Origin of the sequence: Pseudomonas triclosanedens (assembly GCF_026686735.1) — a bacterium.
Lineage (GTDB): Bacteria > Pseudomonadota > Gammaproteobacteria > Pseudomonadales > Pseudomonadaceae > Pseudomonas > Pseudomonas triclosanedens.
The window spans coordinates 1,672,984-1,691,572 of record NZ_CP113432.1; the positions used below are offsets into that span (position 1 = coordinate 1,672,984).

General features: G+C 63.9%; 17 protein-coding genes. 10 read left to right on the plus strand and 7 right to left on the minus strand.

The features are described 5' to 3' along the window. Position 1: 1 nt before the first annotated feature. Positions 2 to 799, plus strand: coding sequence for a hydroxypyruvate isomerase family protein (locus tag OU419_RS07925; protein ID WP_254471554.1), 798 nt, complete (start codon positions 2 to 4; stop codon positions 797 to 799). On the opposite strand, the gene OU419_RS07930 is transcribed toward OU419_RS07925, so the two are convergent. Beyond that, positions 773 to 2,935: a putative bifunctional diguanylate cyclase/phosphodiesterase gene (locus tag OU419_RS07930; protein WP_254471553.1), complete on the minus strand. Its 2,163-nt coding sequence runs from the start codon at positions 2,933 to 2,935 to the stop codon at positions 773 to 775. The genes OU419_RS07925 and OU419_RS07930 overlap by 27 nt on opposite strands. Before the next feature lie 286 nt (positions 2,936 to 3,221). Here OU419_RS07930 and OU419_RS07935 point away from each other — a divergent pair, with 286 nt between their 5' ends. After that, on the plus strand, positions 3,222 to 4,880 hold the full coding sequence (locus OU419_RS07935) for a phosphoethanolamine transferase (RefSeq protein ID WP_254471552.1): 1,659 nt from the start codon (positions 3,222 to 3,224) through the stop codon (positions 4,878 to 4,880). Positions 4,881 to 4,930: 50 nt separating this feature from the next. Here the strand turns inward: OU419_RS07935 and OU419_RS07940 are convergent, their stop codons facing one another. From OU419_RS07940 to rapA, 3 genes are all read right to left on the minus strand, one after another. Then, on the minus strand, positions 4,931 to 5,194 hold the full coding sequence (locus tag OU419_RS07940) for a hypothetical protein (RefSeq protein WP_254471551.1): 264 nt from the start codon (positions 5,192 to 5,194) through the stop codon (positions 4,931 to 4,933). Between the two features lie 90 nt (positions 5,195 to 5,284). Next, complete coding sequence (locus tag OU419_RS07945; protein ID WP_254471550.1) at positions 5,285 to 5,737, minus strand: universal stress protein; 453 nt, start codon at positions 5,735 to 5,737, stop codon at positions 5,285 to 5,287. A 214-nt stretch (positions 5,738 to 5,951) separates the two neighbouring features. Further along, positions 5,952 to 8,804 carry an RNA polymerase-associated protein RapA gene (rapA, locus tag OU419_RS07950; RefSeq protein WP_254471549.1) on the minus strand — a complete coding sequence of 951 codons (2,853 nt, stop codon included), beginning with the start codon at positions 8,802 to 8,804 and terminating at the stop codon, positions 5,952 to 5,954. Between the two features lie 233 nt (positions 8,805 to 9,037). Here rapA and OU419_RS07955 point away from each other — a divergent pair, with 233 nt between their 5' ends. From OU419_RS07955 to OU419_RS07980, 7 genes are all read left to right on the plus strand, one after another. Continuing rightward, positions 9,038 to 9,340 carry an aspartate-semialdehyde dehydrogenase gene (locus OU419_RS07955; RefSeq protein WP_254471548.1) on the plus strand — a complete coding sequence of 101 codons (303 nt, stop codon included), beginning with the start codon at positions 9,038 to 9,040 and terminating at the stop codon, positions 9,338 to 9,340. Positions 9,341 to 9,388: 48 nt separating this feature from the next. Next, a complete protein-coding gene (locus OU419_RS07960; RefSeq protein ID WP_254471547.1) occupies positions 9,389 to 9,988 on the plus strand; it encodes an alpha-ketoglutarate-dependent dioxygenase AlkB family protein in 600 nt (199 codons plus the stop codon). Beyond that, complete coding sequence (locus OU419_RS07965) at positions 9,985 to 10,146, plus strand: hypothetical protein (protein ID WP_254471546.1); 162 nt, start codon at positions 9,985 to 9,987, stop codon at positions 10,144 to 10,146. Before OU419_RS07960 ends, OU419_RS07965 begins: the two co-directional genes overlap by 4 nt. Positions 10,147 to 10,360: 214 nt before the next feature. Next, the gene (ccoM, locus tag OU419_RS28900) at positions 10,361 to 10,471 is read left to right on the plus strand and encodes a cytochrome c oxidase subunit CcoM (protein WP_302328914.1); all 111 of its coding nucleotides are present in this window, start codon (positions 10,361 to 10,363) and stop codon (positions 10,469 to 10,471) included. Between the two features lie 181 nt (positions 10,472 to 10,652). Beyond that, positions 10,653 to 12,641 carry an FUSC family protein gene (locus tag OU419_RS07970; RefSeq protein ID WP_254471545.1) on the plus strand — a complete coding sequence of 663 codons (1,989 nt, stop codon included), beginning with the start codon at positions 10,653 to 10,655 and terminating at the stop codon, positions 12,639 to 12,641. Beyond that, entirely contained in the window at positions 12,628 to 12,837 is a 210-nt protein-coding gene (locus tag OU419_RS07975; protein WP_254471544.1) for a DUF1656 domain-containing protein, read from the plus strand. The genes OU419_RS07970 and OU419_RS07975 overlap by 14 nt, the downstream gene beginning before the upstream one ends. A gap of 13 nt (positions 12,838 to 12,850) precedes the next feature. Next, the gene (locus OU419_RS07980; RefSeq protein ID WP_254471543.1) at positions 12,851 to 13,708 is read left to right on the plus strand and encodes an efflux RND transporter periplasmic adaptor subunit; all 858 of its coding nucleotides are present in this window, start codon (positions 12,851 to 12,853) and stop codon (positions 13,706 to 13,708) included. Here the strand turns inward: OU419_RS07980 and OU419_RS07985 are convergent. From OU419_RS07985 to OU419_RS07995, 3 genes are all read right to left on the minus strand, one after another. Continuing rightward, entirely contained in the window at positions 13,689 to 14,867 is a 1,179-nt protein-coding gene (locus tag OU419_RS07985; RefSeq protein ID WP_254471542.1) for an MFS transporter, read from the minus strand. The two genes, OU419_RS07980 and OU419_RS07985, sit on opposite strands and share 20 nt — an antisense overlap. A gap of 187 nt (positions 14,868 to 15,054) precedes the next feature. Continuing rightward, positions 15,055 to 15,525, minus strand: a complete 471-nt coding sequence (locus OU419_RS07990) for a MaoC family dehydratase (RefSeq protein ID WP_254471541.1) — start codon at positions 15,523 to 15,525, stop codon at positions 15,055 to 15,057. Beyond that, on the minus strand, positions 15,522 to 16,475 hold the full coding sequence (locus OU419_RS07995) for an alpha/beta hydrolase (RefSeq protein ID WP_254471540.1): 954 nt from the start codon (positions 16,473 to 16,475) through the stop codon (positions 15,522 to 15,524). The genes OU419_RS07990 and OU419_RS07995 overlap by 4 nt, the downstream gene beginning before the upstream one ends. A 341-nt stretch (positions 16,476 to 16,816) precedes the next feature. On the opposite strand from OU419_RS07995, the gene fadD2 reads away from it, so the two are divergent. Then, positions 16,817 to 18,505, plus strand: a complete 1,689-nt coding sequence (gene fadD2, locus OU419_RS08000; RefSeq protein ID WP_254471539.1) for a long-chain-fatty-acid--CoA ligase FadD2 — start codon at positions 16,817 to 16,819, stop codon at positions 18,503 to 18,505. Positions 18,506 to 18,589 lie beyond the last annotated feature (84 nt).

Genomic DNA, 18,589 nt, shown 5'->3' on the forward strand with positions numbered 1-18,589 from the left:
CATGAAACTCTGCGCCAACCTGTCCCTGCTGTTTACCGAAGTCCCGCTGCTGGAGCGCATTGGCGCGGCGGCGAAGGCCGGCTTCGAGGGCGTGGAAATCCAGTTCCCCTATGACGTTCCCGCCGAACAGTTGAAGGCCGCGCTGGACGCCGCCGGCCTGCCGCTGGTGCTGATAAACCTGCCCGCAGGCGACCTGATGCGTGGCGGCCCCGGCCTGGCTGCCGTCCCGGAGCTCCAGGGCGAGTTCGATGCGGCGCTGGCACAGGCCCTGGAGTACGCGCGCATCGTCAAGCCGCAGCACGTCAACGTGCTGGCGGGGCGGCTGGTGGAAGGGCTGGACCGCGAGGTGGCGCTGCAGACCCTCGCCGCGCGCCTGCGTGCCACCTGCGATGCGTTCGCCGGCAGCGGTACCGATGTGCTGATGGAGGCCATCAACTGCCACGACATGAAGGGCTTCCTGCTCAATACGCCGGAGCACCTGCAGGACATGCTCGAGCGTGTGGCGCGGGAGAACTTGCGGGCGCAGCTCGATCTCTACCATATGGCGCGCATGGGGCTGGAGCTGGTGGACTGCATCTACGCGCTGATGGGGCAGATCGGCCACGTACAGTTCGCCGACTATCCCGAGCGGAGCGAGCCGGGGTCCGGCGAGACGGATTTCGAGGCGCCGCTGCAGGTGCTCGGCGATGTCGGTTACGACGGTTGGCTGGGCGCCGAGTACCGGCCCACCGGCACTACTGCCGATTCGTTGCGCTGGCTCCCGGCGTGGCGTTCAAGCCTGGCTGCGCAGGCGCTCTGAGCCGGTACCTTCGCGGTAGGCGTCGAGAAACTCCACCAGCGCGGAGAACGGCAGCGGCCGACTGAACAGGTAGCCCTGCGCCAGTTCGCAATGGTTGTCGCGCAGGAACGCTAGTTGCTGCGGATACTCGACGCCTTCGGCGATCACCTTCAGGTGCAGCTTCTGCGCCATCGCGATGATTGCCTGGGCGATCTCGCCATCATGCCGGGACTGCGGTACGTCGCGGATGAACGAGCGGTCTACTTTCAAGGCATCCAGCGGTAGCTGCCGCAAGTACGACAGCGACGAGTAGCCGGTGCCGAAGTCATCGACCGACAGGCTCACGCCCAGTTCGCGCAGGCGGTTGAGCAGGGGAATGGCCTGGCTGATGTTGGCCATCACTGCGTTCTCGGTGACTTCCAGCTCCAGGAAGTGCGGGGGCAGGCCGGCTTCTTCCAGGGTGCGCTGCACTTCTTCCACCAGGCTGTCGCGGCCCAGGTTGCTGGCGCAGCAGTTCACTGCCATCCGCAGCTCGGCGAAGCCCAGCTCGTGCAGGCGGCGCAGATCCTTGCAGGCATGGCGAAGAACCCACGCGTCGAGGGCGCCGATCAGACCGTTGGCTACCGCCAGGCCTATGAAACGGTCCGGCGCGAGAAGGCCATGAACCGGGTGTTTCCAGCGCACCAGCGCTTCCACCTGTTCGACGCCGCCTTGGTCGATACGCAGGATCGGCTGGTAGTAGAGCACCAGCTCGTCGTCCCAGAGTGCCTTGCGCAGCTCTTCTTCCAGTTGCAGTTCCTGAGTGGCCTTGGTCTTCAGGTGGGGGCTGAAGAAGTGAGTGACGTTGCGCCCATTGCCTTTGGACTGGTAGAGCGCGAGGTCGGCGTGCTTGAGCAGTTCTTCCGCCTGGACACCATCGTTGGGGAACAGGCTGATGCCGACGCTCAGCGTCATCACCAGGCTGCGCCCGGCGGTGGTGATGGGTTCCTTCATGCGCTGCATCAGGCGCTGGGCAAGAATCCGCGCCTCATGGTCCTCGCCCAGATCGGCGAGGATGCAGAATTCGTCGCCGCCGAAGCGCGCCAGCAGGTCGGAGCTGCGCAGGGCGCTGCGGATGCGTCCGGAGACGATGCACAGCAGTTCGTCGCCGGCGGCGTGGCCCAGGGAGTCGTTGACCCGCTTGAAGTGGTCCAGGTCCAGCAGGATCACGGCCATGCCCTGGCCCTTCTGCCGGTTGCGCTCCAGGCGTATGGCGAATTCGTCGTTCAGCGCCGTGCGGTTATGCAGGCCGGTCAGGCCGTCGAAGCGCGCCAGTTGCTGCAGCGAGGCATTGGCGTGGTCGAGCTGACTGAGCAGGGTGTTGACCCGGTGCAGTTCGCTTTCCTTGCTTTCCAGACTTTCCTCTATCCAGGCCGCCCAGAGGCCGGCGAGTACTACTGCCAGCGCGAGCAGGCCAACCATAAGGCCGAGCTGGATGGCGTTGCCCTGGGCTGCGTCCCTGACCGGTACCACCCAGTTCGGCAGGGTCAAGGTGAGTGCCGCCATGCCGGTGTAGTGCATGCCGGAGATCGCGCCACCCAGTAGCAGGCTCGCGCCGATCTGGTAAATCCAGCGCCGCTCGGCCGACTGGCGATTGACGACGGGGGTGAGCACCAGCGCGGCATAGGCTACCAGGATCGCCAGCAGCACCGACAGCGCCACCAGGAACGGGTCGTAGTGCTGCATTGGCGGCGATTGGATCGCAGCCATGCCGGCATAGTGCATGCCGGCGATACTCGCGCCGATGCAGCAAGCGGCCAGCAAGTATTGCAGTGGGCTGAGCCCGGCACGGGAAAGCAGGCGCATCGCGAATGCCGAGGCAGCGATGGCGATGAGCAGCGAGAGCAATGTCGGACCGGTGCTGTAGTGCACCGGTACGGCAGGGCGGAAGGCGAGCATGGCGACGAAGTGCATCGACCAGATGCCGCTGCCCAGGCTGATGCCGCCGATCCATTGCCAGCGCAGGCTGGGGCGGCGCGTGCGGGCCACTCGGTTGGCGATGCCCAGGGCGACGAAGCTGGCTACGCAGGCAATCAGGATGGATAGCAGCACCAGTCCGGGACTGTGCGTGCACTCCAGCAGAACAGCGTCGGGTACGGCGTCCTTCTGCCAATCCATAGCTGAAGCTCCTGATGTCGGGGGAATAGTGCCGGGCGCTGTTAGATATCACTTTGATGTCAGTCTAGGGGGTGCCGATGGGGCTGCAAGCGGCGGTCTGCCTTTCCGACGGACAGGCGAATCGGTACCGACGTACGGTTGAGAGGCTCGCGCCTGGTCGGATTGAGCTGGAATCGGTGGGCGGCTTGACACTTTTTTGACTAACTTGCCGCTAGAGTATCGCGGCCGACGGGGGAGGCCTGGTCGCCGCCGTTTTCCAATCCGATTGACCCAAGGAGTGCACTCGATGGCCGAGGGCAAGCGCCGTCTTTTTCCGCAGATCAGTTCGAACCGGCTGGTTCTGCTGTTTTCCCTGGCTCTGGTGCTGTTCTATAACGTCGCAACCTGGAAGGCGCTGAACAACCTGGTACCGATGCAGGGCGCCAAGAGCGTGGCGTTCTTCGTCTCCTTCGCCTTCTTCCTGTGGGCCGCCTTCACCCTGCTGCTGACCCTGGTGTCGTTCCGTCCCCTACTCAAGCCGGCGCTGACGCTGGTGGCGCTGGTGTCCGCCGGCGCGGCCTATTTCATGAATACCTATGGCGTCGTCATCGATACGGTGATGGTGCAGAACGTCTTCGAGACCAATCCCGGCGAGGCTGCCGCGCTGTTCAGCGCACGCATGGTCGGTTATCTGCTGGTGCTGGGCGTACTGCCGGCGGCGATCATCTGGCTGACGCCGGTGACCTACCGGCCATTCTTCCGCGGGCTGCTCGGCAAGGTGCTGGTCGTTGTCGGTTGCGTGGTGGTGATCGCGGTGAGCGTGGGCAGCTTCTATTCCACCTATGCCCCGGTGTTCCGCCAGGAAGACAAGCTGACGCATTTCATCAACCCGACCAACTACATCTACGCGGTGGGCAAGTACACCAAGCAGCGCCTGGGCATCAAGGAAAACCTGGTGGTGCAGCCGATCGGCGAAGACGCCGTGATGGCGCGTCGCGTGCGCGCCGATGGCAAGAAGTCGCTGATGATCTTCGTGGTGGGCGAGACCGCCCGCGCCGATCACTTCTCGCTCAACGGTTATGCCCGCGAGACCAACCCGGAGCTGTCGAAGCTCGACATCATCAACTTCCCCAATGTCAGCTCCTGCGGCACTTCGACGGCAGTGTCGGTACCCTGCATGTTCTCCAAGTTCCCGCGCGAGGACTATAGCGACAAGAAGGGCAAAACCTACCAGGGGCTGCTCGACGTCCTGCAGCGCGTCGGTGTGTCGGTGCTGTGGCTGGATAACAACAGCGACTGCAAGGGCACCTGCCTGCGAGTGCCGAACCGCGATATCCCGAAGAACCAGCCCGGCCCGTTCTGCGACGGCAAGAACTGTCTCGACGAAGCCATGCTGCAGAACCTGCAGTCTTACATCGATGGGCTGAAGGATGACGCCATCATCGTCCTGCATGCCGATGGCAGTCACGGCCCGGAGTACTACGACCGCTATCCGAAGTCGATGGAGCGCTTCACGCCGGTCTGCCGCACCAACCAGCTTGGCAGTTGCAGCACCGAAGAGTTGGTGAACGTCTATGACAACACCATCCTCTATACCGACTTCTTCCTGTCCAGGGTGGTGGAGTTGCTCAGGCATAACGAAGGCCGCTTCGATGCTTCGATGGTCTACGTGTCCGACCACGGTGAGTCACTGGGCGAGAACGGTGTCTATCTGCACGCCGCGCCCTACGCCATCGCGCCGAAGGCGCAGACTCACGTGCCGATGGTGATGTGGTTCGGCAATGGGGCGCTGGGCAGCCTGGGTATCGACCGTGGTTGCCTGGAGGGCAAGGCCAAGGCGGACGAACTGAGCCACGACAACCTGTTCCATTCGGTGCTTGGTCTCTATGGGGTGCGCACCAGCCTGTACCAGCCGGACCTGGATATCTTCCACTCCTGTCGCCGCAACATGACCGTCGCCCAGTAAGCGGGCGCGGCAAAAACAAAGGCCCTGCGGCTTTCACCGCAGGGCCTTTTTCATTGGAGCAGTCGCAAACGGGATCGGCGCCGGTTGATCCAGGCCAGCAGGAATCCGGCCAAGGCGTTCAATGCCTGAAGGGCAAGCATCAGATCGCTGCTTTGCGGATAGCAGGCCCCTGACAACTGATGGACACAGTCGAGGCGGTCTTTGAGGTTTAAGAGCACGATCAGGCTCCAGCCCAGGCCGCTGAACAACCACGCCTTGTAGATCCAGGTGGGGATGGTTTTGCCGGAGGTAGGCTGCTTGTCGTTGCTGCTCATCAGATGGCGGTAGGTTGTTGGGAGTGTCCTGCCTTCGCAAAAAGGCCCTGCGCAGATCCGCAGGGCCTTTCCGAATCGACTGCAGACTTTTTACTTGTCGCGTACCAGCAGCACCGGACGGTTGCTGACGCGAATCAGACCTTCGGCCACGCTGCCCAGCATCAGGCGGCGCACGCCACGGCGACCGTGGGTGCCCATGACGATAACGTCAGCCTTGGAGGCGTCGGCCTCGATTTCGATCCGCTCGGCAATCTCTTCGCTGGCGCGCTCCTGGCAGACACGCTCGAATACCGACTTGACCGGGAACTCGGCGATCTTCTCCTTGGCCTTGGCCAGGATGTCGTCCGCCGCTTTCAGCGCAGCTTCGCGCAGAGGTTCGGGGTTGTAGTAAACGGCGTAGTCGGGCAGGTGCCGCAGCGGGCTGTCGACGATGGTGATGACTCGAAGTTCGCCCCCGCTAAGCTGAGCCAGCTTCGCTGCTTCGACCAGGGCACGGTCGGAAACCGGGCTGCCGTCCACCGCAACCAGAATGCGCTCGTACATGGTGTATCCCTCAATGAGTGGCTTGGTAGGAAAACTCTATCCCTCCAAGGGCGAGAATCCCTTGCGCAGCGTCAATAGTAGCCGGTACACCCGAATGTGCCGGGGATAGAGCGCTGTAACGGCGTGTTTCCACCAGGAGCTACCCCTCGCCAACAAGAAGAAAGCCGCCAACGGTTTCCCGATGGCGGCTTCTTTCGTTGGTGCCGCGGCTGGATCAGCCGGCGACCAGTACGCGGATCGCCTCCAGGCGCAGCGACGCCTTATCCAGCATCGCCAGGCTCTGGTCACGCTGCTTGCGCAACGCATCCAGTTCGCTGTCACGGACGCTCGGGTTGATGGCTTTCAGCGCGGTGAGGCGTGCCAGTTCTTCATCGAGCGTTGCGGTCAGTTGCTTGCGGGCCTGCTCAACGCGTTCGGCGTGACGCGGTGCGATCTTGGTCTCGGCGACGCTGAACTGCTTGGCCAGCACATCGCGCTGGGCCTGGACGAACTTGTTGGCGCTGGCACGCGGTACGCTTTCCAACTGGTCGTTGAGGGTGTCGAAGGACACGCGGGACGACAGGTCGTTGCCGTTGGCGTCCAGCAGGCAGCGCAGCGCCACTGGCGGCAGGAAGCGGCCGAGCTGCAGCGCGCGCGGCGCTACGGCTTCGCTGACGAACAGCAGTTCCAGCAGTACGGTACCGGGCTTGAGCGCCTTGTTCTTGATCAGTGCTACCGAGGTGTTGCCAAGCGAGCCGGACAGCACCAGGTCCATGCCGCCTTGCACCATCGGATGCTCCCAGGTGAGGAACTGCATGTCCTCGCGTGCCAGGGCCTGGGCGCGGTCGTAGGTGACGGTCACGCCTTCGTCGTTGCCCAGCGGGAAGCTGGCGTCGAGCATCTTCTCGCTCGGGCGCAGGATCAGAGCGTTCTCGGAGTGGTCTTCGCTGTCGATGCCATAGGTGTCGAACAGCTTTTCCATGTAGATCGGCAGCGCGAACTGGTCGTCCTGCTCCTCGATCTCCGCCACCAGCGCCTCGCCTTCGCCTGCGCCGCCGGAGTTCAGCTCCAGCAGGCGATCGCGGCCGCTGTGCATCTCGGCTTCCAGCGCTTCGCGGGCAGCCTTGCCTTCTACCAGCAGGGCGGCGAACGCATCGTCGTCACCGCCGTCGAGCAGTTCCACCAGGCGCGGGCCGAAGCGGTGCTGCAGCGCGTTGCCGGTGGGGCAGGTATTGAGGAACGCGTTCAGCGCCTGGTGGTACCACTGGAACAGACGTTCCTGCGGGCTGTTTTCCAGGTGCGGGACGTGGATCTGGATGGTGTGCTTCTGGCCGATGCGGTCGAGACGGCCAATACGCTGTTCCAACTGGTCCGGGTGCGCCGGCAGGTCGAACAGTACCAGGTGGTGGGCGAACTGGAAGTTGCGGCCTTCGCTGCCGATTTCCGAGCAGATCAGCACCTGGGCGCCGAATTCTTCATCGGCGAAGTAGGCGGCGGCGCGGTCGCGCTCGAGGATGCTCATGCCTTCGTGGAACACGGTGGCCGGGATGCCGGACTTCAGGCGCAGCGCATCTTCGAGGTCCAGTGCGGTCTCGGCGTGGGCGCAGATCACCAGCACCTTGTACTGCTTGAGCATTTTCAGCGTGTCGATCAGCCATTCGACACGCGGATCGAAACGCCACCAGCGGGCGTTTTCGTCGCCGTCCTCGGCCTGGGCCTGGAAGCTGACTTCCGGGTAGAGGTCCGGATGCTCGCCCAGCGGCAGCTCCATGTATTCGATCGGGTTGGCCAGCGGGTAAGGATGAAGCTGGCGCTCCGGGAAGCCCTGCACGGCGGCGCGGGTATTGCGGAACAGCACGCGGCCGGTGCCGTGGCGGTCGAGGAGCTCGCGCACGAGGCGCGCGCGGGCATCTTCGTTGCCGGCCTCTACACTGGCCAGCAGCTCGTCACCTTCGCTGCCGAGGAAACCGTGGATGGCATCGCGGGCGGCGGGGGAGAGACGTCCCAGATCGATCAACTCCTGCACGGCTTCAGCCACTGGACGGTACTGGCTGCTCTCTGCACGGAAGGCTTCCAGGTCGTGGAAACGGTCCGGATCGAGCAGGCGCAGGCGTGCGAAATGGCTATCCAGGCCGAGTTGCTCCGGGGTCGCGGTGAGCAGCAGGACGCCAGGTATGATCTGCGCCAGTTGCTCGACCAGTTGGTACTCGGGGCTGGCCTGCTCCGGGTGCCAGACCAGGTGGTGGGCTTCGTCCACGACCAGCAGGTCCCAGCCGGCGGCGCAGGCCGCGTCCTGGGCGCGTTCATCCTCGCGCAGCCACTCCAGTGCTACCAGCGCGAGCTGGCTATCCTCGAAGGGATTGCTGGCGTCGCTCTCGACGAAGCGCTCGCGGTCGAACAGTGCGACTTCCAGGTTGAAGCGGCGGCGCATTTCCACCAGCCACTGGTGCTGCAGGTTTTCCGGCACCAGGATCAGCACGCGGCTGGCGCGTCCGGAGAGCAGTTGGCGATGGATCACCAGGCCGGCTTCGATGGTCTTGCCCAGGCCCACTTCGTCCGCCAGCAGGACGCGAGGCGCCATGCGGTCGGCGACTTCGCGGGCGATGTGCAACTGGTGGGCGATGGGTTGCGCGCGAGCGCCACCCAGGCCCCAGAGCGGAGACTGCAGCAGACGGGTACGGTGTTCCAGGGTGTGGTAGCGCAGGCCGAACCAGGACATCGGGTCGATCTGCCCGGCGAACAGGCGGTCGCTGGCCAGGCGGAACTGGATGAAGTTGGATAGCTGGGTTTCCGGCACGGTGCGCTGGTCGTTCTGGGCGGTGATGCCGTGGTAGATCAGCAGCCCGTCGACCTCGTCCACTTCGCGAACGGTCATCTTCCAGCCTTCGAAGTGGGTGATCTCGTCGCCGGGAGAGAAGCGCACGCGGGTTAGCGGCGCATTGCGTTCGGCGTACTGGCGGGTATCACCGGTAGCCGGATAGAGCACCGTGAGCAGACGGCCATCGAGCGCCAGGATGGTCCCCAGCCCAAGTTCCGCCTCACTGTCGCTGATCCAGCGTTGACCCGGTTGATACTGCGCCATGGACACCTCCCAAAAAAAGCCGGCTATGGTACCGGAACGCGCGGCATTCAGCGATGGCCGATGATGGCTCCGGTCGTCCGAAACTCGGGCCGGCTGGTGGATGCGCCTGCGCGGGCGCTGGGTATCGGGCGTTGCCGATAGAGTCACCGCAAACCTATGGAAGTGTAGCGATGCGGGCTCAAGTCTGTAGTGTTCGCGCCGATAGCCTGATCAGAGGAACTCCGACAGGACTCTTTCACATGTTGCCGCCAATTCCCCACAGTCTGGCACCGGTCACTGCACAGCAGGACGTACCCAAGCCGCGACCGGATGTCGCCCCGGTCAGCCCGCCGCAGCCCAGTGCGGGCAATGCTGGCGTGGAGTTGGAGCGTCGCCCAGCCGAGGGAATGCCCGAACAGGAGTACCAGCGTCGCCGCAAACGGCAACAGGCGAGCGACGGCACGCCGGAAGGGGAGGCACTGGGCGAGCTGGAGGAAGTTGGGGAACTGAACGAGGTGCAGGATGCGCCACGCAAGGGGCTGTGGATCGATATCGAGGTCTGAAGGCGCCCTGGAGTAAGCTGTAGGCTTTTCCAATCACCCTGAGCCCTCATGCTGTTCGATGACGTTCCGATCCTGTTGCCTGATGCCGAGCTGCGCCTGATCCCTGACTGGTGCCCGCCGACATGCGCACGGCAATGGTTCGAACAGTTGCTCGCCGAGACGCCCTGGGAGCAACCCAGCGTGCGTCTGCATGGGCGTGAGTACCCGGTGCCACGGTTGCTCGCGTGGTATGGCGATCCGGAGGCTGCGTACACCTATTCCGGGCTGACGCATCAGCCGTTGCCGTGGACGCCGCTGCTTGCAGAAATCCGTTCGCGAGTGAGCGCAAGCGTCGGCCAAGCACTCAATGGCGTACTGCTCAATTACTATCGCGACGGTCAGGACTCGATGGGCTGGCACAGTGATGACGAGTCCGAACTGGGGCGCAATCCGCTGGTGGCGTCTCTGAGCCTGGGCGGTGCGCGCCGTTTCGATCTGCGCCGCAAGGGCCGCAATGCAATCGAACATTCCATCGATCTGCCGCCCGGATCTCTACTGGTCATGTCCGGCGCGACACAGCATCATTGGCAGCATCAGGTGGCCAAGACCCGCCGTCCGGTCGCGCCACGCCTGAACCTGACCTTCCGCCTGGTACGTGCATTGTCATGAGTAACGACGAAAACCTGATCGACTTCTCCGCCGAGCGCGACAAGCGCATCCATGATCTGCACGAAAAGCGCCTGCAGGATGTGCGCAAGGCATTCGAGCAAGCATTGCCACTGGGCAAGGCGCGCAAGAAAGGCAAGAGCAAGCCGAAGAAGCGCTGAGTTCCTCCCTCCGTACCTCGCCATTTCCCGCGAATCGCCCGGTTCGCGCGGCTTTCCACCGCACCCGTGCCGTCTTTTAAGTTGATCTGAGTCAGTGCTCCAGGGCTTGCCGAAGCAGGCTTTTGTGACCATTGATCCAGGTCAATTTCGCCTGTCCGGCTGCCGGTAATCTGCACCCATCCCCAGACGGTGTAGGCAACAGGAGGCCAGCATCATGTTCATCGACGAAGTGGTTCTCGCAGGCATCGTTACCGTAGGACTCATGGTCCTTTTCTTCGGCGGGGTTGGAATTTTCATCTGGAAGGACAGCAACAAGAAGAGCTGATTCCTCCCAGATACACAGAGCACGCAAGGCACTTCGGGCGACTTAGGTCGCCCGTTTTTTTGCCTCGGAAAAGTCTGGATGACATTTTGTTAGTCTGCTAATAATTGTGCGGGCAATCATCTTCGTATCCGGTTGCCGGCTATCTTTATCGGTAGACCCTGGATCGTTTTCGAGAGACCGCGTGCGACCCTCGCTACAGGCATTCCTGGCGCCGGACCCGCTGGCGCTGAAATTCGCGATCAAGACCCTCCTGGCCGGCGGCCTGGCGCTCTGGTGTGCCTTCCGCTTCGACCTCGAACAGCCGCAGTGGGCGCTGATGACAGTGTTCATCGTGTCCCAGCCATTGTCGGGCATGGTGGTCGCCAAGGGATTGTTCCGTCTGATCGGCACCCTGGCTGGTACCGCCATGTCGGTGGTGATGATCGCGTTGTTCGCCCAGACGCCCTGGCTTTTCCTGATAGCCATCTCCTTGTGGCTCGGGCTCTGTACGGCGGCTTCGACGACGTTGCGCAATCATGTTTCCTACGCTTTCGTGTTGTCGGGCTACACCGTAGCGATCATCGGCTTGCCTGCGATCAGCCATCCGCTGGATGTCTTCGATCAGGCCGTGGCGCGCAGTACGGAAATCTGCCTGGGCATTCTCTGCGCTTCCGCTGTCAGCGCGATCCTCTGGCCGCGGCGGGTCGAGGCGAACCTCGACAGGCAGGCGCGCGCCACCTGGCTATCCGGAATGCAGGCCGCTCGCAGCGAGATCGGTAGTGAAACGCGGGAGATCAAGGGGCTGCTCCAGGCATTGGGCAAGATCGTTGAAGTGGATGTGCAGCGCGATCACGCCTGGTTCGAAGGCTATCGCGGTCGCCAGCGCTCGCGGGCGTTGCGCGTGCTGTCGCGCGACCTGCTCAGCCTGCTGCGCACTGCCCGTGGCGTGGCTCGCCAGCGTAGCGTGCTGGATGCCGGCGATGCCGTGCTCCTGCAACCCTGGATCGCGGAGTTGGAGCGGGTGCTGGAAGAGCCGCATGCGGAGGCAATCCGTGCGTTGGGCGAGCGGCTGGGGCAGGCGGGCACCGATGAGTCGCTATCCAACGACCTGCGCTATTGCCTGACCCGCTGCGCTCTTCTGCTGCGCAAGGCGGAGGAGGCCGAGCGGGCCATGCGCGCGGTGGCGACGGGGGAAGTGGATGAGCGGGAGACTGGCACGCTGTCCTGGCACCGTGATGGCTTGATGGCGCCTTTCTATGGCTTGCGTAGTGCATTGGCGCTGCTCGGCATGTCGGCCTTCTGGATGGCCACGGCGTGGCCTGCGGCCACCGGAGGCATGTTGCTGGCCGCGGTAATCTGCAGCCTGTTCGCCAATCGCGATAACGCAGTGACCATCGGCCTGGGCTTCCTGCGCGGGATTCTCTATGCGGTGCCGGCCGCCGCGCTGGTCAGCCAGTGGCTGCTGCCGCAATGGAACGGTTTTCCGCTGCTTTGCATGGCGCTTGGCGTGCCCCTGTTCTTCGCCTTGCTGGGCATGGCGACGCCGGCGCTGGCGGGGACGGCTACATCCTTCTCGATTCACTTCATCACCCTGGTCGCACCCAGCAACTTGATGCAGTACGACCTGGCGACGTTACTCAATTCGGCCCAGGGGATCGTCATCGGGGTCGGTTTCGCGGTGCTGGTATTCCGTCTGCTGACGCTGCCGCCCGACTGGCTGAACCGGCGCCTGATTGCAGCGACCTGCGTAGACCTCGGACGCCTGACCCGGCGTCCGCTGGCGCAGGCGGAGAACTGGTTCGGCGGACGCATGGCGGACCGCCTGATCCGCCTTGCGCGACACTACACATTGCTGCCCAGAGATGAGCAGCGGCGCTGGCAGGACGGTCTGCTGGCGCTGGACATGGGCAACGAACTGATCCACATGCGAGCCTGCCTGAACGGTGCGCGCGGCGCATTGCGCAAGGCCCGCGACCAGTTCCTCGCCCAGTTGGGTGGCATACTCGAACGCGGGCCTGGTGAGGGCCGCGAGCAAAGCCTGGATGCCATCTGTCGGCCGCTGGAGGAGGCGCTGGCGCAGGATCGCGTCAGAGACAATGAGCCCAACCGCCTGGCGGTTGCCGCTCTCGCGCAGTTGCGGCTTACCTGGCGCTCATGGTGCCAACTGGAGGAGCGGCATGGGGCTGCATGAGTGGGGCTGGGGCGGCGTCTATCTCAGCCCGTTGTTCATCTATGCGGTGCTCGCCCTGGGGGCGACCGTGGCCTTGCGCCTTTTGCTGCAGGTCACGCCGCTGGGGCGCTGGATCTGGCACGAGGCGCTGTTCGACTGCGCCCTGTTCGTGCTGATTCTCTGCGGCATCACCTGGGCTTTGAGCGGCATATCTTGAGAGGAGAGTTCGCATGCGCGGATACCTTCGCGTAGCCATCACCCTGGTTCTGGTAGTCGCCGCCGTACTCGCAGGCACCTGGCTGTGGCGTTACTACATGCTCTCACCGTGGACCCGCGATGCGCGGGTACGGGCGGATGTGGTGGTGATTGCCCCCGACGTTTCCGGCTGGGTCACCGATCTGGCCGTGCAGGACAACCAGCAGGTCAAGGCCGGCGATCTGATCATGCGCATCGACCACGAGCGCTATGCCGCCAATCTTGAGCAGGCGAAGGCTCTGGCCGAAACCCGACATCAACAGTACCTGCTGCGGCAGAGCGAAGCGTCGCGGCGCAACCGGTTGGGGATTGCGGCGATCAGCGCCGAGGACAAGGAGACCGCGCAGATCAATGCCGCCATTGCCAAGAGTGAGTACGACGAGGCGCTGGCCCAGGTGCACCTGGCCGAGCTGAACCTTTCCCGCAGCGAAATGCGCGCCCCGCGCGACGGACAGGTGACTAACCTGCGCCTGGCTCAGGGCAACTACGCGCAGACCGGCCAGCCGGTGATGGCGCTGGTGGACCAGAAGTCGTTCTACGTCACCGCTTATTTCGAAGAGACGAAGCTCCCCGGCATTCGAGTCGGCCAGCCCGCACAGGTCGTGCTGATGAGCGGCAACACGCCCATCGACGGTACCGTGGAAAGCATCAGTAGCGGCATCACCGACCGCAACGCGATCCCCGACAGCCAATTGCTGGCCAACGTCGAGCCGACCTTCAACTGGGTCCGCCTGGCCCAGCGCATTCCGGTGCGCATTCGCCTGGGCAGGATTCCCGACGGTGTGCATCTGAGCGCCGGGATGACCGCCAGCGTCACCGTGAAGGAGCAGTGAGCGGCGCCTTTTCCGGCTCGCGCTGCAACCAGCAGGACAGCGCCGCGCAGAGCACCGACAGTGCCACCAGTGCGAGGCCGGCCCACGGTGCCCAGACGATCCCCGCCAGGCTGATCACCATGCCACCCAGCGCCGCGCCGAGGGCCACGCCAAGGTGCATGGCCGAGGTGTTCAACGCGATCCCGGCGGTGCCGCTGGCCGGGTCGCTGGCCAGCAGGTAGCTCTGTACTGCCGGCGAAATCATCCAACTGATGGTGCTCCAGACCATCAGTGCGGCCAGCAGCATCCACGGATGGCCGAGGCTCAGCGGAATTGCCAGCATTGCCGAAGCAAACAGCACCGGTACGACGACCAGAGCGCGGCGGTGGCCGATGCGGTCGCTCAGCCATCCGCCCAGGTAGCCGCCGCCAATAGCGGCCAGGCCGATCAACAGCAATGTCAGCGCGATGTGCTGGCTGTCGTCGATGCCGGCGACCCGCTGGAACCACGGCGTAATGTAGGCGAACAGGGTGAAGTGCCCGCCCAGCAGGAGGATCGATACCGTCTGTGCGAGGCTCAGTACGGGGTTGCGTAGCTGGCGCCGGTACATCGCACCGTTGGCCGGGCTGCCCATTGTGCGGCGCGGCAGGGCGACGTGCAGCAGTGCCGCCAGCGGTAGTGAGTAGAGGGCGATGGCGGCGAAGATCCAGCGCCAGCCCAACCAGTCGTCGACCAGCACGCCGGCTGGCACGCCGAGTACCAGCGAGCCGCTGATCCCCATGAAGATAAGGCCGATGGCGCGGCCGCGCTGGGCAGGTGGGGCGAGTTCCACCGCCAGCAGGCTGGCCTGCATGATCAACAGCCCACAACAGGCGGCCATGCCGATGCGCATCAGTAGCAGCGTCGTGTAGCCGGAGCTGAGCGCCGCGCCGGTATTGAAGAGTGCGAACACCAATAGGGTAACCACCAGCAGGCGCCGGCAGTCGGCTCCACGGGTCAGCCAGCCCAGTACGGGGGCGGCGATGGCGAAACTCAGGGAAAACAGGCTGGTGAGCTGGCCGGCCAGACTGAGCGAGACGCCCAGATCATTGGCGAGCGACGGCAGGATGCCGGTGAGGATGGCCTCGGCGAGGCCGGCGGCGAAGGTGCACAGCGATAGCAACAGCAGTCGAAGGTCCATGATGGCTCCGATTCCCGGCGATGGGGTTTCGGGCAGATGGCCTTCGGTTATCCCAGATGGATGAAGAAATGACCTTGGCAGGGTAGATGAGAGTAAAACTGTATACAAGTTTCCGGGGCCAATAGGCCGGCCCCGGATAACGCTTCAGTCTGCCTGGCGCCGCAGAGTGCGCCGAGGGTAGTCGTTCTCAGCCGATCGTGATCGGCGGCAGCGCCGGCAGTTCGATGTTCAGCTTCTGCTTGGGCGCCAGCACTTCGGCTTCGCCTTCCACGACTGCCTCGCCGTTCTGGTTGAGCACTCGGGTACCGATACGCACGCGGTTCTTCGGCAGTTTTTCCAGCACTTCCAGCTCTACGTCGAGCATGTCGCCGATTTTTACCGGGCGGGTGAAACGCAGGTTCTGGCCGAGGTAGATAGTGCCCGGGCCGGGCAGGGTGGTGGCGATTGCGGCGCTGATCAGCGCGCCGCTGAGCATGCCGTGGGCGATGCGCTCCTTGAACAGCGTGGTGGCAGCATAGTCGGCGTCCAGGTGCACCGGGTTGCGGTCGCCGGAGACTTCGGCGAACAGTTGGATGTCGCGCTCGCCAACGCTGCGCTGGAAGTTCGCCTTCTGGCCGACTTCGAGCTCTTCGTAAGGGACGTTCTGTACCTGGGTCATAGAGGCTCCTCGGTAGTCTCGGCCTGGCGGACGGGGCAATGCGCGTCGAGCCAGCCGATCAGGTTGCGGATGACCTCGTCGCGGTTGGTCTCATTGAACAACTCGTGACGGGCCTCGGGGTAAATCTTCAGTTGGACGTCGCGAACCCCTGCCCGGGTCATCGCCTGGGCCAGATCGCGCAGGCGCTTGCCCTGGCTCACCGGATCGCGGTCGCCGCCGATCACCAGCAGCGGCAGCGCAGCGTCGATGCGGGAGATGTGCTCGACCGGTGTGATATCGGCCAGCCCGCCGAGCAAGTCGAGCCAGAGCTGGTTGCTGCAGCGGAAGCCGCACAGCGGGTCGGCAACGTATTTGTCGACCTCCTGAACGTCACGGCTGAGCCAGTCGAAGGGCGTTCGATTCGGCTTGAACGCCTTGTTGAACGAGCCGAACGACAGAAACTCGATCAGCGCGCTGCGCCCCAGCGGGCCCTGGCGCCAACGCTCGAAGCGGGCGATCAGTCGTGCCGTGCGGTACAGCGCCACCGGCTGGTAGTTGGACCCGGACAGCACCGCCGCCTTCACGCTGGCGCTGTGCTGTATCAGGTAGGCGGTGCCGATGTAGCTGCCCATGCTGTGGCCGAGCAGGATGATCGGCAGATCTGGGTGTTCCTCGCGGATGTGCCGGTTCAGCGTATGCAGGTCGCCGATCACCTTGCCCCAGCCGCCGTGGTCGGCGTAGTGGCCAGGCTCGCCGTTCTCGGCGGTGCGGCCGTGGCCTCGCTGGTCGATGGCGTACAGATGGTAGCCGGCGGCGTTCAGCGTCAGGCCCAGTCGCTCGTAGCGGCCAGCGTGCTCGGCCATGCCGTGGGAGAGCATCAGCGCGCCGCGCGAGGGGCCTTCCGGCGCCCAGTGGCGGGTGTACAGCGGTGTCTCGTCGCTGGCGTTCAGCCAGTAGGCAGCGTAGGGCATGGGTCCTTCCCGTTTGTTGTACGTATTATCGTCGAGCGAAGGTGAGACGCGGCGATCATCGCCGAAGAGGCGCAGTTTACAGATGTCCGTGCCACTGCCGAGGCGAATTTTGCCTGGTGCCGCGCGGTCGGACATCTTCTGTATGGATTGCGCTGAATGCCGCCGTCTTTCTGCAAACCCAGGCGGCATGCTCTATCCCGCGCTACAGCGGGACGGTGGAGGAAGATTCACGCAGTCAATGACGCACGCTGGAGTCTTTGCGCTGACCGGGGGAACTGCTAGCTTCCGTCGAATGACCGCAACGGCGGTTCGGTTTCGCTCAGGTATGAGGACAAGAACAAATGCAACCTGATTTCTGGAACGACAAACGCCCGGCCGGTGTGCCCAGTGACATCGATCTGGCGGCCTACAAGTCCGTGGTGGAAGTGTTCGAGCGCTCCTGCAAGAAGTTCGCCGACCGTCCGGCGTTCAGTAACCTGGGTGTGACCCTGACATATGCCGAGCTGGACCGCCTGTCCGCAGCCTTCGGCGCCTACCTGCAGAAGAACACCGACCTCAAGCCCGGCGACCGCATCGCCGTGCAGATGCCCAACATCCTGCAATATCCCATCGCTGTATTCGGTGCCCTGCGTGCCGGCCTCGTGGTGGTCAACACCAACCCGCTGTATACCGCTCGCGAGATGCGACACCAGTTCAAGGATTCCGGCGCCCGCGCGCTGGTCTACGTGAACCTGTTCGGCAAGCTGGTGCAGGAAGTGCTGCCCGACACCGGTATCGAATACCTGATCGAGGCGCGCATGGGTGACATGCTGCCGTCGCTCAAGGGCCTGCTGGTCAACACCGTCGTCAAGCACGTCAAGAAAATGGTGCCCGACTACAGCCTGCCCCAGGCGGTATCGTTCAAGGATGTCCTGGGCAAGGGCCGTGGCCACGGGCTGCAGCCGGTCAAGGTCGGCCTGGAAGACATCGCGGTGCTGCAGTACACCGGCGGTACCACCGGCGTGGCCAAGGGGGCCATGCTCACCCACGGCAACCTGGTCGCCAACATGCAGCAGGTCCATGCCTGTCTCCAGCAGCACGGTCCGGATGGCAAGCCACTGATGCAGGTGGGCAACGAGGTGATGATCGCGCCGCTGCCGCTCTACCACATCTATGCGTTCACCGCGAACTGCATGTGCATGATGGTCAACGGCAACCACAACGTACTGATCACCAACCCGCGCGACATCCCCGGCTTCATCAAGGAGCTGAAGAAGTGGCGCTTCTCTGCGCTGCTGGGCCTGAACACCCTGTTCGTTGCCTTGATGGACCGCCCGGAGTTCAAGGAACTCGACTTCTCCAACCTCAAGGTCACCAACTCCGGCGGCACCGCCCTGGTCACCGCTACCGCCGAGCGCTGGAAGGCCATGACCGGTTGCTCAGTGGTCGAAGGCTACGGTCTCACCGAAACCTCTCCGGTGGTGAGCACCAACCCCTACGGCGACAAGGCGCGCCTGGGGACAGTCGGTATTCCGGTGCCGGGCACCGCGCTGAAAGTGATCGACGACGACGGCAACGACGTCGGCATTGGCGAGCGTGGCGAGCTGTGCGTGAAGGGGCCGCAGGTCATGAAAGGCTACTGGCAGCGCCCCGAAGCCACCGCCGAGGTGCTCGATGCCGAAGGCTGGCTTAAGACCGGGGACATCGCCGTGATCGACCCCGACGGCTTCGTCCGCATCGTCGACCGCAAGAAGGACCTGATCATCGTCTCCGGCTTCAACGTCTACCCCAACGAGATCGAAGACGTGGTCATGGCTCACCCGAAAGTCGCCAACTGCGCTGCCGTCGGCGTACCGGACGAGAAGTCCGGCGAAGCCGTGAAACTGTTCGTGGTTGCCCGTGAAGGCGGCGTGACAGTCGAGGAGCTCAAGGCCTACTGCAAGGAAAACTTCACCGGCTACAAGGTGCCCAAGCATATCGTCCTGAAGGACGCCCTGCCGATGACTCCGGTGGGCAAGATCCTGCGCCGGGAGCTGCGCGAAACCGCCTGATGCGTGAGCGAATGAAAAAGGGGGCTGATCCTGGATCAGCCCCCTTTTTCATTCATGGCGCCGGCATTGAGAGGCGTGATCGTC

What these genes read in the sequence shown, in the direction of transcription:
- OU419_RS07925 (WP_254471554.1), top strand. Translation starts at nt 2, where the DNA reads ATGAAACTCTGCGCCAACCTGTCCCTGCTGTTTACCGAAGTCCCGCTG.
- OU419_RS07930 (WP_254471553.1), bottom strand. Translation starts at nt 2,935, where the DNA reads ATGGATTGGCAGAAGGACGCCGTACCCGACGCTGTTCTGCTGGAGTGC.
- OU419_RS07935 (WP_254471552.1), top strand. Translation starts at nt 3,222, where the DNA reads ATGGCCGAGGGCAAGCGCCGTCTTTTTCCGCAGATCAGTTCGAACCGG.
- OU419_RS07940 (WP_254471551.1), bottom strand. Translation starts at nt 5,194, where the DNA reads ATGAGCAGCAACGACAAGCAGCCTACCTCCGGCAAAACCATCCCCACC.
- OU419_RS07945 (WP_254471550.1), bottom strand. Translation starts at nt 5,737, where the DNA reads ATGTACGAGCGCATTCTGGTTGCGGTGGACGGCAGCCCGGTTTCCGAC.
- OU419_RS07955 (WP_254471548.1), top strand. Translation starts at nt 9,038, where the DNA reads ATGTTGCCGCCAATTCCCCACAGTCTGGCACCGGTCACTGCACAGCAG.
- OU419_RS07960 (WP_254471547.1), top strand. Translation starts at nt 9,389, where the DNA reads ATGCTGTTCGATGACGTTCCGATCCTGTTGCCTGATGCCGAGCTGCGC.
- OU419_RS07965 (WP_254471546.1), top strand. Translation starts at nt 9,985, where the DNA reads ATGAGTAACGACGAAAACCTGATCGACTTCTCCGCCGAGCGCGACAAG.
- ccoM (WP_302328914.1), top strand. Translation starts at nt 10,361, where the DNA reads ATGTTCATCGACGAAGTGGTTCTCGCAGGCATCGTTACCGTAGGACTC.
- OU419_RS07975 (WP_254471544.1), top strand. Translation starts at nt 12,628, where the DNA reads ATGGGGCTGCATGAGTGGGGCTGGGGCGGCGTCTATCTCAGCCCGTTG.
- OU419_RS07980 (WP_254471543.1), top strand. Translation starts at nt 12,851, where the DNA reads ATGCGCGGATACCTTCGCGTAGCCATCACCCTGGTTCTGGTAGTCGCC.
- OU419_RS07985 (WP_254471542.1), bottom strand. Translation starts at nt 14,867, where the DNA reads ATGGACCTTCGACTGCTGTTGCTATCGCTGTGCACCTTCGCCGCCGGC.
- OU419_RS07990 (WP_254471541.1), bottom strand. Translation starts at nt 15,525, where the DNA reads ATGACCCAGGTACAGAACGTCCCTTACGAAGAGCTCGAAGTCGGCCAG.
- OU419_RS07995 (WP_254471540.1), bottom strand. Translation starts at nt 16,475, where the DNA reads ATGCCCTACGCTGCCTACTGGCTGAACGCCAGCGACGAGACACCGCTG.
- fadD2 (WP_254471539.1), top strand. Translation starts at nt 16,817, where the DNA reads ATGCAACCTGATTTCTGGAACGACAAACGCCCGGCCGGTGTGCCCAGT.